At 44.2% G+C, this 19,517-nt stretch carries 11 protein-coding genes, 1 tRNA gene and 2 pseudogenes; 7 read left to right on the top strand and 7 right to left on the bottom strand.

Annotation, left to right across the window (positions count from 1 at the left end; all coding sequences use genetic code 11):
• The gene (locus LYNGBM3L_RS33665) at positions 1–5,097 is read right to left on the bottom strand and encodes a tetratricopeptide repeat protein (RefSeq protein ID WP_229414326.1); all 5,097 of its coding nucleotides are present in this window, start codon (positions 5,095–5,097) and stop codon (positions 1–3) included.
• Positions 5,098–5,338: 241 nt separating this feature from the next.
• Here LYNGBM3L_RS33665 and LYNGBM3L_RS48390 point away from each other — a divergent pair, with 241 nt between their 5' ends.
• Positions 5,339–5,467 (top strand): hypothetical protein, encoded by a 129-nt coding sequence (locus tag LYNGBM3L_RS48390; protein WP_267871989.1) that lies wholly within the window; start codon positions 5,339–5,341, stop codon positions 5,465–5,467.
• 17 nt (positions 5,468–5,484) lie between these two features.
• Here the strand turns inward: LYNGBM3L_RS48390 and LYNGBM3L_RS33660 are convergent, their stop codons facing one another.
• From LYNGBM3L_RS33660 to LYNGBM3L_RS05530, 3 genes are all read right to left on the bottom strand, one after another.
• Positions 5,485–10,761, bottom strand: a complete 5,277-nt coding sequence (locus LYNGBM3L_RS33660) for a tetratricopeptide repeat protein (protein ID WP_008180082.1) — start codon at positions 10,759–10,761, stop codon at positions 5,485–5,487.
• A gap of 69 nt (positions 10,762–10,830) precedes the next feature.
• The gene (locus tag LYNGBM3L_RS39805) at positions 10,831–11,043 is read right to left on the bottom strand and encodes a hypothetical protein (protein WP_131827171.1); all 213 of its coding nucleotides are present in this window, start codon (positions 11,041–11,043) and stop codon (positions 10,831–10,833) included.
• 426 nt (positions 11,044–11,469) lie between these two features.
• Positions 11,470–11,652 (bottom strand): hypothetical protein, encoded by a 183-nt coding sequence (locus LYNGBM3L_RS05530; protein ID WP_008180080.1) that lies wholly within the window; start codon positions 11,650–11,652, stop codon positions 11,470–11,472.
• A 192-nt stretch (positions 11,653–11,844) separates the two neighbouring features.
• On the opposite strand from LYNGBM3L_RS05530, the gene LYNGBM3L_RS05525 reads away from it, so the two are divergent.
• Complete coding sequence (locus LYNGBM3L_RS05525; protein WP_008180078.1) at positions 11,845–13,185, top strand: FAD-binding oxidoreductase; 1,341 nt, start codon at positions 11,845–11,847, stop codon at positions 13,183–13,185.
• A gap of 232 nt (positions 13,186–13,417) precedes the next feature.
• Here LYNGBM3L_RS05525 and LYNGBM3L_RS05520 read toward each other — a convergent pair.
• Positions 13,418–13,491 (bottom strand) — tRNA-Val (locus tag LYNGBM3L_RS05520).
• A 192-nt stretch (positions 13,492–13,683) separates the two neighbouring features.
• On the opposite strand from LYNGBM3L_RS05520, the gene LYNGBM3L_RS05515 reads away from it, so the two are divergent.
• Together LYNGBM3L_RS05515 and LYNGBM3L_RS49315 are read left to right on the top strand one after the other, a co-directional pair.
• The gene (locus LYNGBM3L_RS05515) at positions 13,684–14,187 is read left to right on the top strand and encodes a DNA-processing protein DprA (protein WP_008180076.1); all 504 of its coding nucleotides are present in this window, start codon (positions 13,684–13,686) and stop codon (positions 14,185–14,187) included.
• Between the two features lie 43 nt (positions 14,188–14,230).
• Positions 14,231–14,551, top strand: a complete 321-nt coding sequence (locus tag LYNGBM3L_RS49315) for an MAPEG family protein (RefSeq protein WP_081431909.1) — start codon at positions 14,231–14,233, stop codon at positions 14,549–14,551.
• Here LYNGBM3L_RS49315 and tnpA read toward each other — a convergent pair.
• Positions 14,504–14,981, bottom strand: a pseudogene (tnpA, locus tag LYNGBM3L_RS50130) (IS200/IS605 family transposase). The gene LYNGBM3L_RS49315 and the pseudogene tnpA sit on opposite strands and share 48 nt — an antisense overlap.
• Between tnpA and LYNGBM3L_RS05505 the strand changes: the two are divergent.
• From LYNGBM3L_RS05505 to LYNGBM3L_RS05500, 3 genes and pseudogenes are all read left to right on the top strand, one after another.
• Complete coding sequence (locus tag LYNGBM3L_RS05505; protein WP_008180070.1) at positions 14,982–16,427, top strand: IS200/IS605 family element transposase accessory protein TnpB; 1,446 nt, start codon at positions 14,982–14,984, stop codon at positions 16,425–16,427. It abuts the pseudogene before it with no gap.
• Between the two features lie 40 nt (positions 16,428–16,467).
• Positions 16,468–16,689 (top strand): annotated as a pseudogene (locus tag LYNGBM3L_RS35930) (MAPEG family protein); the annotation flags it as partial.
• A gap of 528 nt (positions 16,690–17,217) precedes the next feature.
• A complete protein-coding gene (locus LYNGBM3L_RS05500) occupies positions 17,218–17,709 on the top strand; it encodes a YajQ family cyclic di-GMP-binding protein (protein WP_008180068.1) in 492 nt (163 codons plus the stop codon).
• Positions 17,710–18,037: 328 nt separating this feature from the next.
• Here the strand turns inward: LYNGBM3L_RS05500 and hemL are convergent, their stop codons facing one another.
• Positions 18,038–19,345, bottom strand: a complete 1,308-nt coding sequence (gene hemL / locus LYNGBM3L_RS05495; RefSeq protein WP_008180065.1) for a glutamate-1-semialdehyde 2,1-aminomutase — start codon at positions 19,343–19,345, stop codon at positions 18,038–18,040.
• Between the last annotated feature and the right edge of the window lie 172 nt (positions 19,346–19,517).

Below are 19,517 nucleotides of genomic sequence, written 5' to 3'. Positions count from 1 at the left end.
TTAAGCAATTTGAGCTTGTCGGAGGGCTTCGGCTTTAGTAACGTTCCCCTGTTTCAAGACCTCATAAAATTTATTCATCAAGACTTGGGTACCTTTGTCATCCACGCTCCACAGGGATGCGATCGCAGCATCGGCACCAGCATTTTGCATCAGATAACCAAAACCCAGGATTTCTTTGCCATCCCCCAATTCTCCCCCTAAGCCGGTCTGACAGGCACTGAGCACTACTAAATCTACATTGGGGAAATTCCATTGTTCCACCTCGTCAACGGTAACATGACTGCCATCACCAAACAGAATAAATGAATCTTGTTTAGTTTTCTCGAACACAGCGTGGGTGGCTAGATGCACAATGGAATAGTCATTCATCTGATAAATGGTATCCTCATGAAACTGTTTATCGATGAATAGCTTAGTGTTGGGAAAGGTTTCTGCCAGACCCTCAACTTCTGGTTTGGTAAACGCTAAGGCTGGAAATTCATGCTGTTTATCCCCGATCTCAATCCTATGCTCTTTGGTGACCGCTGCCGCAAACACGTCTAACTGTGGTGTGGGTTTATTATCTAGGGATGTTAGGCTCAGAGCAGTAATCTGATTAACTCTCAACCGCTCAATTAACCATTGCTCGCCATCATACAAAGCCCCCAGGGGAATATAGCGCAATTTGCCATCAGGAGCATAAATAATAGTTTTGGCATTAGCTTTGGCTAAGTCAGCTTCAATCGGTTTAATTAGCCACTCGTACAGTTGCTCGACGTAAATTTTGTAATTATTGCTCCCATTGCCAACGGTTTGGCGGAAGTTGTCAATCGCTCTTTCCACGTTTTTTCGGTTTGCCTTAACCGTGCGGTGAATTGGGGGAGCATCAGGGGTGACTAGGACTAATTCCAAACGGTCATCTAATACTAGGGGATAGAACATAACCGCATCCTGTTCCAATTGCTGGAGTTGCTCTCGTAATCGTCGATCGTAATTCTTTAGGTCTAAGTTTTCTGCTTCTGTGGTTTCCCTCAATTGTGCCAAGGAAGCTTTTACCTCTGGACTCTTCAGGGAATCTTGAAAGTCTTTCCTGAGCTGGGCTTGATTTTTCCTAAGTTGAATGATTCGCTGTTGCTGGGTTTGGGTGCGCTTATCCGTAACAATAGTTTCCAGTTCACTGAGTTCTTGATCCAGGGCAATAGCTTGGTCGATAATTGGTTGGATACCCTTGAGGATTTCCTGTTCTTCAGTCAGTTCTGTAATGCCATCAACGGTGTTATAATTCCCTAGCAGATTACTGAGGTAATCCTCCAACTCCTGGACTTTCAGTAAATCGAGCACCCGTAGGGCTTCTAACACTCGATCTTTTTGCAGCAGTAAATCAGCCAAGCGCCGATAGTCTTGGGCAACAGTGTTGGTAAAGGATTGTTGTTGTTCAACGGGCAGAACCTTTAAGTCTTTGCGGATCCCTTCTCGGACATTAACCGATTGTTTAAAGAAGGTAATCGCTAATTCCGATTGGTTTTGGGTATCATACAAGCTACCGATACCAGCTAGAATTTTCCCTTCCGTTAAGCGAGTACCAAGAGTTCTGGAAAGGGCTAAGGCTTGTTGATAAGCTGCTAAAGCCTGGGGATAGTTTCCTAGACTAGTGTAAACTATTCCGATCTTGTATAAGGTAAAGCTAATCCCGGCTTTTACGCCAATTTTTTGATTAATCTCTAAGGCTTTTTGATGATAGTCATTGGCTTTAGTATACTCTCCCAGTTTTTCATAAACTATTCCGATAGTAGTCAGGGTGTGACCTTGATCTAGGCGATTACCAATCTGTTGAGAAATAGCTAAGGATTGCTGATAGTTTTCTAGAGACTTTGGATAGTTTTCCTGCTTTTGGTAAACTGTTCCGATGTTAGTCAGGGTTTCTGCAATCCCTTCCTTAGCCCCAATTTTGGTAAAAATGGCCTGAGCTTGGTTGAAGTAGTCCAAGGCTTGGGAATAATCTCCCAAATCCAGATAATTTGCCCCTATAGAGTTATAGGTGGTGCCAATACCGGCCTGGTCACCAATGTCTTGACGAATGGCTAGGGCTTTTTGATGATATTCTAGGGCTTTGGGATACTTTCCCCAGTGACTGTAAACTGTTCCGATGTTCCTCAGGTTAGCAGCTTCTGTGGGGCGATCGCCTATCTCTTGTTGAATAGCTAGAGCTTGCTGTAAGTATTTTAACCCTCGCTCATACTCCCCTTGGTCAGTATAAATTCTTCCGATATTGTTGAGATTGGCACCAACTCCCCTCTTGTCACCAATGTCTTGCTTAATTTTTAGAGATTGCTGATGATAGTTTAAGGCTTTGGCATAGTCTCCCCAGCTAATGTAAACTGTTCCGATGTTGCCGAGGGTAGTAGCTTCCTCGAAACGCTTCCCTAGGTCTTGTTGAATCACTAAAGCTTGGTGGAAGTATTCTAATGCTTGAGCATACTCACCCCGAGCATAGTCAATGAACCCAATATTATTGAGAGTAGTACTTTCCCCTGAGCGATCCCCAATTTCTTGAGAAATAGCTAGAGATTGCTGGAAGTATTCATTGGCTCGGTCATACTCACCCTGACTATCGTAAACTGATCCAATATTATTAAGGATATTGGCTTCCTGGGAGCGATAACCTATGTCTTTAGAAATAGCTAAAGCTTGCTGGAAGTATTCATTGGCTCGGTCATACTCACCCTGACTATGGTAAACATGCCCAATATTAGTGAAATTAGTAGCAACATTATCACGACGGAGATCGCCCAACTCTTGGTTAATGGCTAAAGCTTGCTGATAATAGTCTAGAGCTTGACTATACTTCCCGTATCCGTCATATATCCAGCCAATGTTGTTGAGTATAGTCGCAATTTTGATGGAATCGTTTAAACTTTTGCTAATAGTTAAGGTTTGCTGGTAGTAATCTAGGGCTTGGTTGTACTTTCCCCAATTGCTGTAAACTACCCCAATATTATTGAGGAGGTCTACAGTAGTTTTCTGGTCATTAATTTCTTTGGCAATGGTCAAGGCTTGCTGGTAGTAATTTAGGGCTTGGTCATACTTTCCCTGATATTCGTAAACTTGCCCAATAAAATTGAGAGCGATTATTTCTTGAGAAGGCTCTTTGATTTGTCGGGCAATGGCAAGGAGTTGCTGATAAGACTTCAGGGCTTGGTCATATTTACCTTGGCTGATTTGAGCTAGTCCAAGCCCTCCCAGGATAGATGCTTCAATCGAGGTATTGTTAAGTTTGCGGTAAATTTCTAAGGCTTGTTGGTAATAGTCTATGGCTTGGCCCGGCTTACCCCATGCATAATAAGCTTGCCCAATCCCCCAAAGATTTGCACCTTCTCCTGTGAGATTGTCAATTTTTTTGGAAATGGCTAAGGCTTGTTGATAATAGTTTATGGTTTGCTGATAGTTTCCCTGTTGGTAGTAAACCTGTCCAATCTTAGCAAGGGTACTCCATTCCTGAACTTGATTCTTGACTTCCCGGTGAATAGCTAAAACTTTCTGATAATAGTTGAGGGCTTGGTCATACTGTTCTTGCTTTTGGTAAAGTGTAGCAATATTACCAAGGGTAGTGCTTTCATCAGCCTGATTCTTAACTTCCCGGTGAATAGCTAACGCTTGCTGATAATAGTCAATGGCTTGGTCATACTGTTCTTGGTTCCGGTAAAGTTCGGCAAGATTACCAAGGGTAGTGCTTTCTGCTACTTGATTCTTAACTTCCCGGTGAATAGCTAAGGCTTGCTGATAATAGTTGAGGGCTTGGTCATACTGTTTCTGGTTATAGTAAACCACGCCAATAGTATTGAGCGCAATCCCTTCCAGCTTACGCTTACCCAATTCGCGGTGAATAGCTAAAACTTTCTGATAATAGTTGAGGGCTTGGTCATACTGTTCTTGCTGGCGGTAAAGGTAAGCAATATTACCAAGGGTGGTGCTTTCATCAGCCTGATTCTTAACTTCCCGGTGAATAGCTAAGGCTTGCTGATAATAGTTGAGGGCTTGGTCATATTGTTTCTGTTGATGGTAAACCAGGCCAATAGTATTGAGGGCAATTCCTTCCAGCTTACGCTTACCCAATTCTTTCCGAATTGCTAGGGATTGCTGGTAATAGTCTATAGCTTTGACATACTCCCCTTTCTGGTTGTAAATCCCTCCAATCCAAAATAGAATATTCTGTTCTAATCCCCGAAAACCAGTGGGTTTAGTAATGGCATTTGCCAACTCCAGGGTTTCCAGCCCTTTATCCAATTCTCCTTGATTGTTATACAATATTCCCTTCAAGGTCAGGGCTACACCTTCCCTTAATTGATAACCCTCTTCTCGACTCAGGGCATGAGCTTGCTCCAGAAACTCCCCAGCTTGGTTTAATTTCCCTGACCAGATATAAGCTGAGCCGATCCAATTCAGAGCGTAGGCTTGATAGTAGCCTGCTAGAATGCGTACGCTTTTCCCAGTCTTAGCTACTTCTTTGATAATACTCAAACCTTGCTCTAACCTATCAAAGGCTTTGTCATACTCTCCTTGGGAGGAGTAAACTGAGCCAAGATTAACCAGAGCATAACCAATCCCAAGCTGATTACCTACTTCTTGGTTAATGGTTAGGGCTTGCTCCAACAACTCCAGAGCTTTAGGATACTCTTCCTGAGTTAGATAAACTGTTCCGATATGGGTCAGGGTTTCCCCTTCTTCCTTTCGCTCCCCATTACCTTGACGGATTTTCAAAGCTTCCTGCAATACTTCCAGGGCTTTGCTTTGTTGAGATAATAGATTGTAAACCTGTCCAAGGCCATTAAGAGCTTGAGCAACACCTGTAGAGTTTCCCAATTCCCGATAAATCTTCAACACTTGTTGATAACTATCCTTGGCTTGAGGCAACTGACCTTTAACAAACTCTGACCTTGCCCTATCCAATAACTGCTCCGCTTGAGTGGCTTGGTCTGGAGTCTTTTGTGCCACTGCTGGAGCAACTCCCAGATTTTCTGGAGCTAAGATCGGTGAGAGCAGGCACAGTAAGGTAGCACTAGCTAGCTTGAGACAGAATACAGGAATAGTAGAGTAAGTACCCATGGAAAAATCAGCCACTTGGTAGTTTCTTACTATATATCCTTAGGTCGTGGCAGTTTTATGCGAATTTTACTAAGGAAGTTTTAAATTGGGTGAGGGAGTAGGGAGTAGGTTGAAGGTTAGCAGGTTGAAGGTTGAACGCGATCGCGTTCAACCAAATAACCTTGGCCAATAGGCACGCGCGTCGCGTTCAACCTACCCTACACCAAATCCCCTTGGGCGAACAACCAAATAACCTTCAACCTTCAACCTCCTAACCTTGGCCTATTGGCACGCGCGTCGCGTTCAACCTCCTAACCTTCAACCGTCTAACCTTGGCCTATTGGCACGCGCGTCGCGTTCAACCTTCAACCTTCAACCCCATAACCTTCAACCTTCAACCTCCTAACCTTCAACCTGTTAACCCTATAATCCATTCCCAATTAAAATAAACGGTGCCCAAAAATAAGGATGCTCCAAACCATACTCTACTTTGGTAATTAAAGCAATTTGAGCTTGTCGGAGGGCTTCGGCTTTAGTAACGTTCCCCTGTTTCAAGACCTCATAAAATTTATTCATCAAGACTTGGGTACCTTTGTCATCCACGCTCCACAGGGATGCGATCGCAGCATCGGCACCAGCATTTTGCATCAGATAACCAAAACCCAGGATTTCTTTGCCATCCCCCAATTCTCCCCCTAAGCCGGTCTGACAGGCACTGAGCACTACTAAATCTACATTGGGGAAATTCCATTGTTCCACCTCGTCAACGGTAACATGACTGCCATCACCAAACAGAATAAATGAATCTTGTTTAGTTTTCTCGAACACAGCGTGGGTGGCTAGATGCACAATGGAATAGTCATTCATCTGATAAATGGTATCCTCATGAAACTGTTTATCGATGAATAGCTTAGTGTTGGGAAAGGTTTCTGCCAGACCCTCAACTTCTGGTTTGGTAAACGCTAAGGCTGGAAATTCATGCTGTTTATCCCCGATCTCAATCCTATGCTCTTTGGTGACCGCTGCCGCAAACACGTCTAACTGTGGTGTGGGTTTATTATCTAGGGATGTTAGGCTCAGAGCAGTAATCTGATTAACTCTCAACCGCTCAATTAACCATTGCTCGCCATCATACAAAGCCCCCAGGGGAATATAGCGCAATTTGCCATCAGGAGCATAAATAATAGTTTTGGCATTAGCTTTGGCTAAGTCAGCTTCAATCGGTTTAATTAGCCACTCGTACAGTTGCTCGACGTAAATTTTGTAATTATTGCTCCCATTGCCAACGGTTTGGCGGAAGTTGTCAATCGCTCTTTCCACGTTTTTTCGGTTTGCCTTAACCGTGCGGTGAATTGGGGGAGCATCAGGGGTGACTAGGACTAATTCCAAACGGTCATCTAATACTAGGGGATAGAACATAACCGCATCCTGTTCCAATTGCTGGAGTTGCTCTCGTAATCGTCGATCGTAATTCTTTAGGTCTAAGTTTTCTGCTTCTGTGGTTTCCCTCAATTTTGCCAAGGAAGCTTTTACCTCTGGACTCTTCAGGGAATCTTGAAAGTCTTTCCTGACCTGGGCTTGATTTTTCCTAAGTTGAATGATTCGCTGTTGCTGGGTTTGGGTGCGCTTATCCGTAACAATAGTTTCCAGTTCACTGAGTTCTTGATCCAGGGCAATAGCTTGGTCGATAATTGGTTGGATACCCTTGAGGATTTCCTGTTCTTCAGTCAGTTCTGTAATGCCATCAACGGTGTTATAATTCCCTAGCAGATTACTGAGGTAATCCTCCAACTCCTGGACTTTCAGTAAATCGAGCACCCGTAGGGCTTCTAACACTCGATCTTTTTGCAGCAGTAAATCAGCCAAGCGGCGATAGTCTTGGGCAAAAGTGTTGGTAAAGGATTGTTGTTGTTCAATGGGCAGAACTTTTAAGTCTTTGCGGATCCCTTCTCGGACATTAACCGATTGTTTAAAGAAGGTAATCGCTAATTCCGATTGGTTTTGGCTATCATACAACTTACCGATACCAGCCAGAATTTTCCCTTCCGTTAAGCGAGTGCCAAGGGTTCGGGAAAGGGCTAAGGCTTGTTGATAAGCTGCTAAAGCCTCGGGATAGTTTTCTAGGTTAGCGTAAACTATTCCGATATTGTACAAGGTAAAGCTAATCCCGGCTTTTACGCCAATTTTTTGATTAATCTCTAAGGCTTGTTGATGATAGTCATTGGCTTTAGTATACTCTCCCAGTTTTTCATAAACTATTCCGATAGTAGTCAGGGTGTTAGCTTTCTGTAGGCGATTACCAATTTGTTGGGAAATAGCCAAGGATTGCTGATAGAATTTGAGAGACTTGGGGTATTGTTTCTGTTTTTGGTAAACTGTTCCGATGTTAGTTAGGGTTACCCCAATCCCTTCCTTATCCCCAATTTTATTAAAAATGGCCTTAGCTTGGTTGAAGTAATCCAAGGCTTGGGGATAGTCCCCCAAATCCAGATAATTTACCCCGATAGCGTTATAGGTGGTGCCAATACCGGCCTGGTCACCAATGTCTTGACGAATTGCTAGGGCTTTTTGCTGATACTCTAGGGCTTTGGGATACTTTCCCCAGTCATCATAAACTATTCCGATGTTGCCCAGGGTAGTAGCTTCCCCTGAGGGATCACCTATTTCTTGTTGAATAGCTAGAGCTTGCTGGAAGTATTCATTAGCTCGGTCATACTCCCCTTGGTCACCATAAACTGTTCCGATATTGTTGAGAGTCGTGCCAACTCCCTGGTTGTCACCAATGTCTTGGCTAATTTCTAGAGATTGCTGATGATAGTTTAAGGCTTTGGTATAGTCTCCCCAGTTACTGTAAACTGTTCCTATGTTGTCTAGAGTAGTGGCTTGTAGGGAGCGTACGCCAATGTTTTGGGAAATAGCTAGAGATTGCTGGAAGTATTCTTGTGCTTGAGCATACTCACCCCGAGCATTGTAAACTCTCCCAATATTATTTAGGGTAGTACTTTCTCCTGAGCGATCCCCCAAGTCTTGACGAATCCCTAGAGATTGCTGGTAGTATTCACTAGCTTGGTCATACTCACCCTGATTATCGTAAACTGAGCCAATATTATTGAGGGTAGTACCTTCCCCTAAGCGCTCACCAATGTCTTGATAAATAACTAAAGCTTGCTGGTAGTAATCATTGGCTCGGTCATACTCACCCTGACTTTTGTAAACTGCCCCAATATTATTGAGGCTATTAGCTTCCCCTGAGCGCTCGCCAATGTCTTTACGAATGACTAGAGATTGCTGGAAGTATTCTTTTGCTTGAGCATACTTACCCCGAGCATAGTAAACTGCCCCAATATTATTTAGGGTAGTAGCTTCCCCTGAGCGCTCACCAATATCTTGGTGAATCACTAAAGCTTGCTGGTAGTATTCATTGGCTCGGTCATACTCACCCTGACTATCGTAAACTAACCCAATATTATTAAGGGTAGTACCTTCCCCTGAACGTTCGCTTAGGTCTTGATAAATAACTAAAGTTTGCTGGTAGTATTCTAAAGCTCGGTCATACTCACCCTTACTATGGTAAACTCCCCCAATATTATTGAGGGTAGTAGCTTTCTGAGAGCCTACACCAATGTCTTTATAAATCGCTAAAGCTTGCTGGTAGTATTCTAAAGCTCGGTCATACTCACCCTGACTTTTGTAAACTTCTCCAATATTATTAAGGGTAGTACCTTCCCCTGAGCGCTCGCTTAGGTCTTGGTGAATCACTAAAGCTTGCTGGTAGTATTCTAAAGCTCTGTCATACTTACCCTGACTATGGTAAACTGACCCAATATTATTGAGGTTAGGAGCAACACGTACACGAGCGAGATCGCCCAACTTTTGGTTAATGGCTAAAGCTTGCTGATAATAGTCTAGAGCTTGACTATACTTCCCTTGTTTTTCATATATCGAGCCAATGTTGTTGAGTTTAGTCGCAATTCCTATGGAGTCGTTTAAGCTTTTGCTAATGGCTAAGCCTTGCTGGTAGTAATCTAGGGCTTGCTTGTAATTTCCCCAATTACTGTAAACTAACCCAATATTATTGAAGAGGGTTCCAGTACTTTTTTTATCATTAATTTTTTTAGCAATAACCAAGCCTTGCTGGTAGTAATCTAGAGCTTGGTCATACTTTCCCTGAGATTCGTAAACTTGCCCAATAAAATTGAGAGCAGTTATTTCTTCAGAGCGGTCTTTGATTTGTCGGGCAAGGGCTAGGACTTGCTGATAAGAATCCCGGGCTTTCTCATAGTTTCCTTGTCTGATTTGAGCTAGTCCAAGCGCTCCCAGGATATTTACTTGATGGGAGTAATTTTTAATTTTTCGAAAAATAACTAAGGCTTGTTGATAGTAGTCTATGGCTTGGCCAGGCTTACCCCATGCATAATAAGCTTGCCCAATCCCCCAAAGATTTGCACCTTTTCCCGTAGGATTTTCAATTTTTTTGGAAATAGCTAAGGCTCGTTGGTAATAGTTTATGGTTTGCTGATACTTTCCCTGTTTGTAGTAAACTTGTCCAATATTAACAAGGGTTTTCCATTCCTGAAGTTGATTCTTCAGTTCTCTGTGAATAGCTAAAGCTTGCTGATAATAGTTTATGGCTTGGTCATACTGTTCCTGTTTATAGTAAACTAAGCCAATATTATTGAGCACAATCCCTTCCAGCTTACGTTTACCCAATTCTCGCCGAATCGCTAAGGATTGCTGGTAAACCTCTAGGGCTTTGAGATACTCTCCTTTCTGGTTGTAAATCCCTCCAATCACAAACAGGATATCCTGTTCTAATCCCCGACTACCGCTTGCTTTAGTAATGGCTAACCCAAGCTCCAGGGTTTCTAGCCCTTTATCCAATTCCCCTTGAGCGGTATAGAGTGCTCCCTTCAAGGTCAGGGCTGCACCTTCTCCTAATCCATAACCCTCTTCTCGACTCAAAGCATGAGCTTGCTCCACAAATTCCCAAGCTTGGTTCAATTTCCCTGACCTGATGTAAGCTGAGCTGAATACAATCAAAGTTTCCGCTTGATAGTAGCGTGCTAAAATGCGTACGCTTTTCTCAGTCTTAGCTACTTCTTTGATAATACTCAAACCTTGCTGTAACCTATCTAACGCTTTGTCATACTCTCCTTGGGAGGAGTAAACTGAGCCAAGATTAACCAGTGCATAACCAATCCCAAGCTGATTACCTACTTCTTGGTTAATGCTTAGAGCTTGCTCCAACAACTCTAGAGCTTTAGCATAGTCTTCCTGACTTGAATAAACTGTTCCGATATGGGTCAAGGTTTCCCCTTCACCCTTACGGTCTCCATTACCTTGCTGAATTTTCAGAGCTTCTTGCAATACTTCCAGAGCTTTGCTTTGTTGAGATAAGAGATTGTAAACCTGTCCAAGGCCATTAAGAGCTTGAGCAACACCTGTAGAGTTTCCCAATTCCCGATAAATCGTCAATAGTTGTTGATAACTCTCCTTGGCTTGAGGCAACTGACCTTTAACAAACTCTGACCTTGCCCGATCGAATAACTGTTCCGCTTGAGTGGCTTGGTCTGGATTGGTTTGTGCCACTGCTGGAGCAACTCCCAGATTTTCTGGAGCTAAGATCGGTGAGAGCAGACACAGTAAGGTAGCACTAGCGAGCTTGAGACAGAATACAGGAATAGTAGAGTAAGTACCCATCGAAAAATCAGCCACTTGGTAGTTTCTTACTATATATCCTTAGGTCGTGGCAGTTTTATGCAGATTTTACTATGGAAGTTTTAAATTGGGTGAGGGAGTAGGGAGTAGGTTGAAGGTTAGCAGGTTGAAGGTTGAACGCGATCGCGTGGCCAAAGGCCAAGGTTGAACGCGATCGCGTGGCCAATAGGCCAAGGTTAGTGCGTAGGGTGAGTTAGGGGCGGACTTGCCCTTATTGTTCGCTTCGTAGCCAGGGTTGAGATAGTCCGCCCCGTAACGCACCACCAGGTCTGAATTTTAACAGGATGGATGTTCAATCTTGTAAATTTTCTAAATCAGCTAAATCTTGTAACCTTCCTGATGCTTGTTTATTTTTTCTAAGATTGTTTAAATCAATAAAATTAACCGGTATATCGTCAATGATTACCTCGATTTTAGCCTGATAACAGGTTTCAAAATCGTCAGCTGTCAGCTGTCAGTCGTCAGCCGTCAGCTTAAAATAAATCTCGTTGGCGTAGCGTGCGCATCACGTAAACATAAGATTTAAATATAGAGAGATTTTAGTTAGTTTAAAGTCTAGGTAAAAGTGAGATTCACACTCTTGTTCCCTGTTCCCTGTTCCCTGTTCCCTGTTCCCTTTGCTATTTGGTATAGCGAGGATGACCATGTACAGCTACTGCATAACCACCAATCACTAAATACTTTACTTGATTATCGTTTAATAATTGTATAAACTCTTTGAAGTCTTGGTTCAGCATTATTGTATTGATATTGGTGGTATTGCTTACGGATTATTTCTAGGGCTTCTAAGCGTTTTTTATAAGACTGTTTTCGCCAGTAGCTAAAATCGCTTTTTTGTTGCTTCATTTTAATCTTGTTAACTACTTTTTCCATGACACTATTTTAGTGATTGTTAAAGATTATAAATTACTTTAAAATAGAAAAACTCGTACCTCGGCCTAAAAATACCTAGTAGAAGATAATATCCTAGAGTGGATTTTAATCCCCGCCCCAAACCTGCCACACTGACCACCCTTTCAATATTTACCATACTTTACTCTCTCTACCACACCTCCTGAACCTCTGATGACAACCCCACAAGCTATTGACTGGAATTCCTTAGCCTCGGAACTTACCGGAATAGAAATTATTGATGACCCGACCAAAGTTGCTAAATTATCCCTAGACTACTACCACTTCAGTCCCGTACTGGAATCCCAGCTTAAGGATAAACGAGGGAATATCGTAGTTCGTCCCACTACGGTGGCGGAAGTCCTGGAAATAGCTAGGGTTTGCGTTAAGTACAAAGCTCCCCTAACCGTAAGAGGCTCAGGCACTGGTAATTATGGTCAGTGTATCCCCCTCAACGGTGGTCTGATTCTCGATACTACCCGCATGAATCAGATTAACTGGATTAAACCGGGTTTAGCCTCTGTTCAGCCAGGGGTAAAGCTAGCCGCCTTTGACAAAGAAGCTCATAAAATTGGCTGGGAATTGCGCATGGCTCCCTCTACCTATCGCACTGCTACTATTGGTGGGTTTATTGGTGGCGGCAGTGGCGGCATTGGTTCCATTACTTATGGAGTATTACGCGATCGCGGAAATCTTCATGCTGTCCAAGTCGTCACCCTCGAAGACCAGCCCCGTGTAATCGAATTACGGTCCGATCAGGTGCAGAAGGTGAATCACGCCTATGGAACTAACGGCATTATCACTGAATTAGAAATACCCCTAGGACCAGTCTATCCTTGGGCTGAAGTCATTGTAGTCTTTGATGACTTTATGACTGCTGCGAGATTTGGTCAAGCTTTAGGTGATGCCGATGGCTTGATTAAAAAACTGATTAGCATTCACGCTTGGCCAATTCCATCCTACTTTGCCGCTGTCAGCAACTACCTTCCTGAAGCTAAGCACTGTGCCTTGCTGATGATAGCGGAATCTTCCCTAGAGCCATTCCAGGATTTAGTTCGGGAGTATGGTGGAGAGGTCACTTACCAGAAGAGTGCCCATGAAGCTAGTAAGGGAGTCAGCCTAGCAGAGTTCACCTGGAATCATACCACCTTACACGCCCGTAGTGTTGATCCCAACCTCACCTATTTACAAACCTCATTTGTGAATCTGGAACAGGTGGAGCATCTGTATCACCACTTTGGGGATGAAGTGATCATGCATTTAGAATTTATGCGAGTGGCAGGAAAACTGATACCAGTGGGACTACAAATCGTTCGGTATAGTTCTGAAGACCGTTTAAATGAAATTATTCGCTATCACGAAGACTATGGCGCATTGATTGCTAATCCCCACACCTACATCTTGGAAGATGGGGGTATGAAAACCGTTGATATGGAACAGTTGCGGTTTAAGGAAATAGTTGATCCCTATGGATTGATGAATCCCGGTAAAATGCGAGCCTGGGAGCATCGGTAGAGTAAGGAGTGTGGGAAGTGTGGGGATAAGCAGTCAGCAGTCAGCAGTCAGCAGTCAGCAGTCAGCGGTCAGCGGTTAGCCGTCAGCGGTCAGCCGTCAGCTTATTTTATTCAAAAGCTGTTCCGGTAGCGTGGCCATAGGCCAATGGCTGTTCCCGTAGCGCATAGGCTGATAGCTGTTGGCGTAGCCTGCGCGTAGCGCATATGCTTACCTGTGGATAGTGAAATAAATATGGACACAACTGGACTCGAACCAGTGACCCCCACGATGTCAACGTGGTGCTCTAACCAACTGAGCTATGCGTCCAAACCATTCATTATGATAGCACATATTTAGAATATAGCAATTCTCAGGAACGTTTGAGGGAAATTGCCTATTGCCTATTGCTAGCATGCCTATTGCCTATTGCCTTTCCTTCAAATTCTTTTGAAGGAGGACATGAGGGATGAGTTCTGCTAAAATGTCCTGGTCGTTCAGCCTTTACCAACATCTTTATCTTTGAGTCAACCAATAGAAACCGCCAGTATCGATACATTAGCCAAGGAACTCGCAGCCATACAGCAAACTGGTTCTAAGCGAATTGCCTTGTTGGGGTCACGTCACGTTCCTATCACCCATCAGAATCTAATTGAGATGATGAGCTATGCCTTAGTGCAAGCGGGTAATCGTCTGATTACCTCTGGTGCCACTGGAACCAACTTAGCTGCCATTCGAGGTGCTATGCGAGCCGATCCCTCCTTGCTAACGGTAATTTTGCCCCAAAGTCTTCAGCGACAGCCACTGGAATCCCGAAAATACTTGGAGAAGGTAATGCATTTGGTGGAAAACCCCCAAAATGATACCTTGTCTCTCGCTGAAGCTAGTGCCTTGTGTAATGCCGAAATTGTTGCGAGGTGTCAGCAGTTAATTTGTTTCGCATTCCATGATAGCCGTACCCTCCTCAACACCTGTAAGGAGGCGGAACAGCAAAACAAGGTTGTTACTCTGTTCTATTTTGATTAGTTGTGATTAATTGTGATTAATTTTGATTAGTGTGAGCTAGACTATGCATCTATCCGGTTCGGGAATTTTACTTTACTGTATTGTGGGGGCAACGGTTTTAATCTATCTACCATTTCTGGTAGTTGGCTACAGCCGTTTCAAACTAGGCTATGACCAAAGTGCTCCTCGCGCCATGTTTGATCAGCTACCGCCCTATGCCCAACGAGCGACTTGGGCACATCAGAACTCCTTTGAACAAAATGTTGAGCGCAGTCCCCACCTAGAATCTTTGATGCGCGGTGGGGTTAGCGAAACCAATAAACTTTGCGCAGCATCCTTATTCTGGCTTTTCCTGATTCTGGACATATGCAATCAGCTTTTCTAATGGAGCTTGGGTTCCTACTGAAATCAAAGCATAGCTGCCACCCCAGAACATCGGTTTTTCTGACCAGTAAAAACGTTTGAGATGGGCTGCATACTCTTTGCGCATTAGTCGAGAGGAAACAGTTTTGAGGTTATTTACTAGCAATGACCAAGTCAATACTGGGGATAGCTTCAAACAAAACGTGGACGTGATTACTCTCCCCCCCAAATTCAATCAGTTCACAATCCCATTTTGCATGGGATACCCTCAAAATGTCTTCCAAGCGTTCAAGCATCTCCCCTGTTAGGGAATTGTTTCTGAACTTAGTCACTAGTACCAAGTGATAGATCAACCGAAATGCTGAGTTGGAGCGAGTCTTGAGTCTCCTGAAATCCCTAGAGCGGGCTCGGCAACTAAATTGACAACTAAATCTTAGCAGGTTAAAATACATATGGTATTGGTTAAGTATTTTGCCATGGGCCAGAAGCAAGCTAAAAAGCGAACTAAGCGCAAAAAGTCAAAGACAGCGTCCAGTATCAGAACTGATGTCTGGTCGCTGTCTTTGACTCGCCACCAGCGCAATTTAGCTATTCTGACAGTGGAAGAGTACCGCCATTTCCTAAAACCTTTGGTACTAATCGCCTATGGGAATTGGTCTGCCCTGTTGGGGTTAACTGCCAAAGAACGGGTGAACGCGCTGGAGAAGTTGGTTCACCAGACCGCAAATAATCCCAATCCTAAATATGGTTGGTACTTCAAAAAAGCCATCAATAACCATCCATCGTTTCGCAAGTTTCCCAGCTACCTAAGACGCGCTGCCATCCAAGACGCATTAGGGATTGTTAGCAGCTTTGTGACTCGCTGGCAGGATTGGAAACGAGGCAATAGAAAGCACCGACACGACAAATCCCCTAAGCTTACTGCCATCGGTAACAGCTACCCAGCTTTGTACAAAGGTCAACAAATTCGCTATAACGCTAATTTTAACGCTGTAGACCTCAAGGTTTGGAATGGTACGGATTGGGTATGGCTATTGGCTATTCGAGTTCCAACGTCTGGAAAAAGCCGCCATCTCGGTCTTGACAACAAACTGATGTCCCCTTCCTTAATTGCTAACGACCGCAGGGTTCATCTGTCGATGCCTGTCGAGATCGCAATTAAGGAACTGCCGGAATCCGATTGGGTAAGTGCTGTAGACCTAGGAATTAACACCACAGCGACCTGCTCTATCGTTAGTCGGGACGGTACTGTAAAAGCGAGGAAATTTATTTCCCCTGCCAGAGACATAGACCGCCGTGACCAACGCAAGCAGCGTATTGCCACTAAGTCCAAGCAAACCCGTAAGATCACCAAAAGGAATTTGCCTCAAGGGTTCTGCAAGGGATTGTATCGCAAGTCCAAACATATCAACGAACACATTGCTCAATTCGTATCCAAAGCTGTCATAGACTTTGCCATGGCTCATCAAGTGAGGGTGATTGTGTTTGAGGACTTGTCAAACTGGAAGGCAAAAGCGGGTAAGCACGGCTCTGTCCAAAAGCAACGATTCCACCAATGGTGTAAAGACCGGATTGTGGAACTTGCTATCGAGAAATTTAGCGAGTTAGGGGGGTTTGTCGTCAAGGTTAACGCTAAATACACCAGTGCTTATGGCTTTGATGGGTCTGGCTTAATTTCCCGTAGCAAAAAAAAGTATTCCCTCGCCAGATTCAAGAACGGCAAGTGCTACAACGCCGACTTATCTGCGTCTTACAACATCGGCGCTAGATATTGGTATGCCGTGCTCACTAACGCCAAGTTGACTAGGGTCTGGGAAGGCAGAAGTTCCTCCCACACGCTGAGAACGCCAGTGACGCTCAGTAGTTTATGGAAGCTATCTGAGTCCAACCTAGCATAAGAATCCCCAGCTAGAATTTTTAATTTAGCTGGGGTGCGTTCAAACCTTTATTATATTTAGCGCAGCCGCTTTGATGGCCTATGTTACGGGTCAGAATTCAACCCTCGCCATCGGCTGTGCGATCGCATTTGTAATTGCCCGAGTCTTCTACTCGGTGTTTTACATTCTCGATATTCCCTTGGGGCGATCGCTTATGTTTGCCATCGGCTCTCTTTCCAGTGGTACTCTGTTTGTTCTGAGTCTAAGCAGCGTCAGTGGCTAGACGAGATCAAGTCCACTTGCTTCGGGCCTTGATAGTTTTAGTTATTGGTCATTTGTCTTGAGAGCCACCAGGTTGAGCCACCTCCCCAAGACTATGGGCTTATCCAATACTGATGCTACCGGGCTTGATATCAATAGGTTTAAAAATTTTGTATAGGGTGCAACAAATTCCCATTTTGGTTTTAAGCTGTTAGCTAAACCGCGAGAAGCCCCGCACTTTACCTTCATTGGGTAAGTGTCGTATGGAAAGCGCGGGGCAAGGGTCGGAACGTAGCTTGCCAATGGGATATACTAGGGACAGTAGGGAAAACAAATTAAGAGCTAACCGCCACCTACTAGCTAAAAATAGAACGAGTTGTATTGTTCCGGCGCGGAGGGGCATCCCGTGTCGTTAATAAAGCTTACCGAGTAACCGAATCGTTGGATGGTGTTGGTAAGAAGCCCGCGCTGTACCGTGCTTGTCAGCGTCGGGAGTATGTCACGTAGTGAGCCACCATTGCTCACGGCCTACCGCTGACCGTTATTAATTATGGCTAGTACTTATTCTTTTGATATTGTTAGTGATTTTGATCGACAAGAGTTGGTCAATGCTGTGGATCAAACTATTCGTGAAATCAAAAGTCGTTACGACCTCAAAGATACTAAAACCACTGTCGAATTAGGAGAAGAATCTATCACCATCAATACTGATAGTGAATTTACCCTAGATGCTGTGCATACTGTTCTTCGTACCAAAGCTGCGAAACGGGAACTTTCGCAAAAAATCTTCGACTATGGTAAAATAGAATCAGCTAGTGGTAATCGTGTTCGCCAAGAAATCACGCTAAAAAAAGGCATCAGCCAAGAATATAGTAAAAAAATCACCAAATTGATTCGAGATGAATTTAAAAAAGTACAAGCCTCGATTCAAGGTGATTCAGTTAGAGTAACTAGCAAATCTAAGGATGACTTACAAAATATCATCCAGCGGTTGAAGCAAGAAGATTTGCCGATTGCTTTGCAATTTACTAACTATCGATAAGTAAGTTATCAGCTATCAGCCGTCAGCCGTCAGCCGTCAGCCGTCAGCCGTCAGCCGTCAGTCGTCAGCCGTCAGTCGTCAGCCTTCAGCTTATTTTATTCAAAAGCAAATCAAGTAGCGTGGCACAGGCTTCGACGCTGGGACCCATAAGCTGATAGCTGATAGCTGATAGCTGATAGCTGATAGCTGATAGCTGATAGCTGATAGCTGATAGCTGATAGCTGATAGCTGATAGCTGATAGCTGATAGCTGATAGCTGATAGCTGATAGCTGATAACTGATAGCTGATAACTGATAGCTGATAGCTAAATGCTTACACTCTAGACTACTATGGCTTGATACCAGAAATGACTTCCTTAGCTGCTGCTAATGTGCGGTCAATATCCTCCTCGGTGTGAGCTAGGGAAGTAAATCCTGCTTCAAATTGTGAGGGGGCTAGGTAGATCCCACGCTCTAACATGCCACGATGGAAAGGAGTGAATTTGGATAAATCAGAGGTTTTGGCATCATCGAAATTGTGAACAGGAACACCAGTAAAGAACATGCCAAACATAGCGCTGATGTACCCACCAGTAGTTGCATGACCGCTATCTTTAGCAATTTGCAGCAATCCCTCGGAGAGCTTTTTAGTAATAGTCTCTAGCTGTTCATAGGTACCCGGTTTTTTCAGTAACTCCAGGGTTTTAATGCCTGCTGTCATGGCTAAAGGATTCCCAGACAGGGTTCCGGCTTGATACATTGGCCCAGCTGGTGCCACCATGGACATGATATCCTTTCGTCCGCCATAGGCTCCCACGGGCAAACCACCACCGATAATTTTACCTAGGGTAGTCAAGTCAGGAGTGATGCCAAATTTCTCCTGAGCACCACCGTAGGCAATCCGGAAGCCAGTCATCACTTCATCAAACACCAGTAGAGCGCCATGGTTTTGAGTCACTTCCCGCAAGCCTTCAAGAAAACCAGGTACAGGAGTGATGAAACCAGAATTCCCCACCACAGGTTCTAGGATGACCCCAGCAATCTCATTGGGATATTGCTCAAATAAAGCTTTAACTTCGTCCAGGTCATTATAGGTAGCAGTTAAGGTATTAGCAGTGGCAGACTTAGGAACACCAGGGGAATCGGGTAAACCTAGAGTAGCCACTCCAGAACCAGCTTGTACCAGCAGCATATCGGCGTGACCATGGTAGCAGCCAGAAAATTTGATAATTTTGTCCCGTCCTGTGAAGGCACGCATCAGGCGCAGCACGGCCATACAGGCTTCGGTCCCAGAATTAACAAACCGCACCATTTCAATACTAGGAACAGCGTCAATCACCATTTGTGCTAGCACGTTTTCTAGGGCCGAGGGAGCTCCAAAACTGGTACCCTTATCTAGAGCCTGGTGCAATGCCCCAATAACTTCCGGATGAGCATGACCGCAAATGGCTGGTCCCCAGGTACCTACATAGTCAATGTACTGGTTGCCATCTACATCCCAGATGTATGCTCCTTTAACTTGGTCAAATACAATCGGTTCTCCGCCTACTGATTTAAAGGCTCTGACTGGGGAGCTGACCCCTCCTGGCATTAGCTCCTGGGCGGCGCTGAAAATTTCTTGTGATTTAGTGGTTTTAAACGAGGTAGTGCTAACCAAAATAGTCTCCTAATATTAATAGTGTACGAGTTAGTTGAAAATAAGGGAAAAGGCGATCACCCCATTACCCCCCTTAAACAGGGCAATAGGTAACTTCGGCCAAAGTGCGCTTTCCAATGGGCGAGTAAATCGCCCTTGGGTCGCACTTCAGGGAACTTCGGCTTAGGGGCAA

Source organism: Moorena producens 3L, from assembly GCF_000211815.1.
Classification (GTDB): Bacteria; Cyanobacteriota; Cyanobacteriia; order Cyanobacteriales; family Coleofasciculaceae; genus Moorena; species Moorena producens.
Note: the sequence above shows the minus strand (reverse complement) of the source record. Positions and strands in the feature narration are given on the sequence as shown.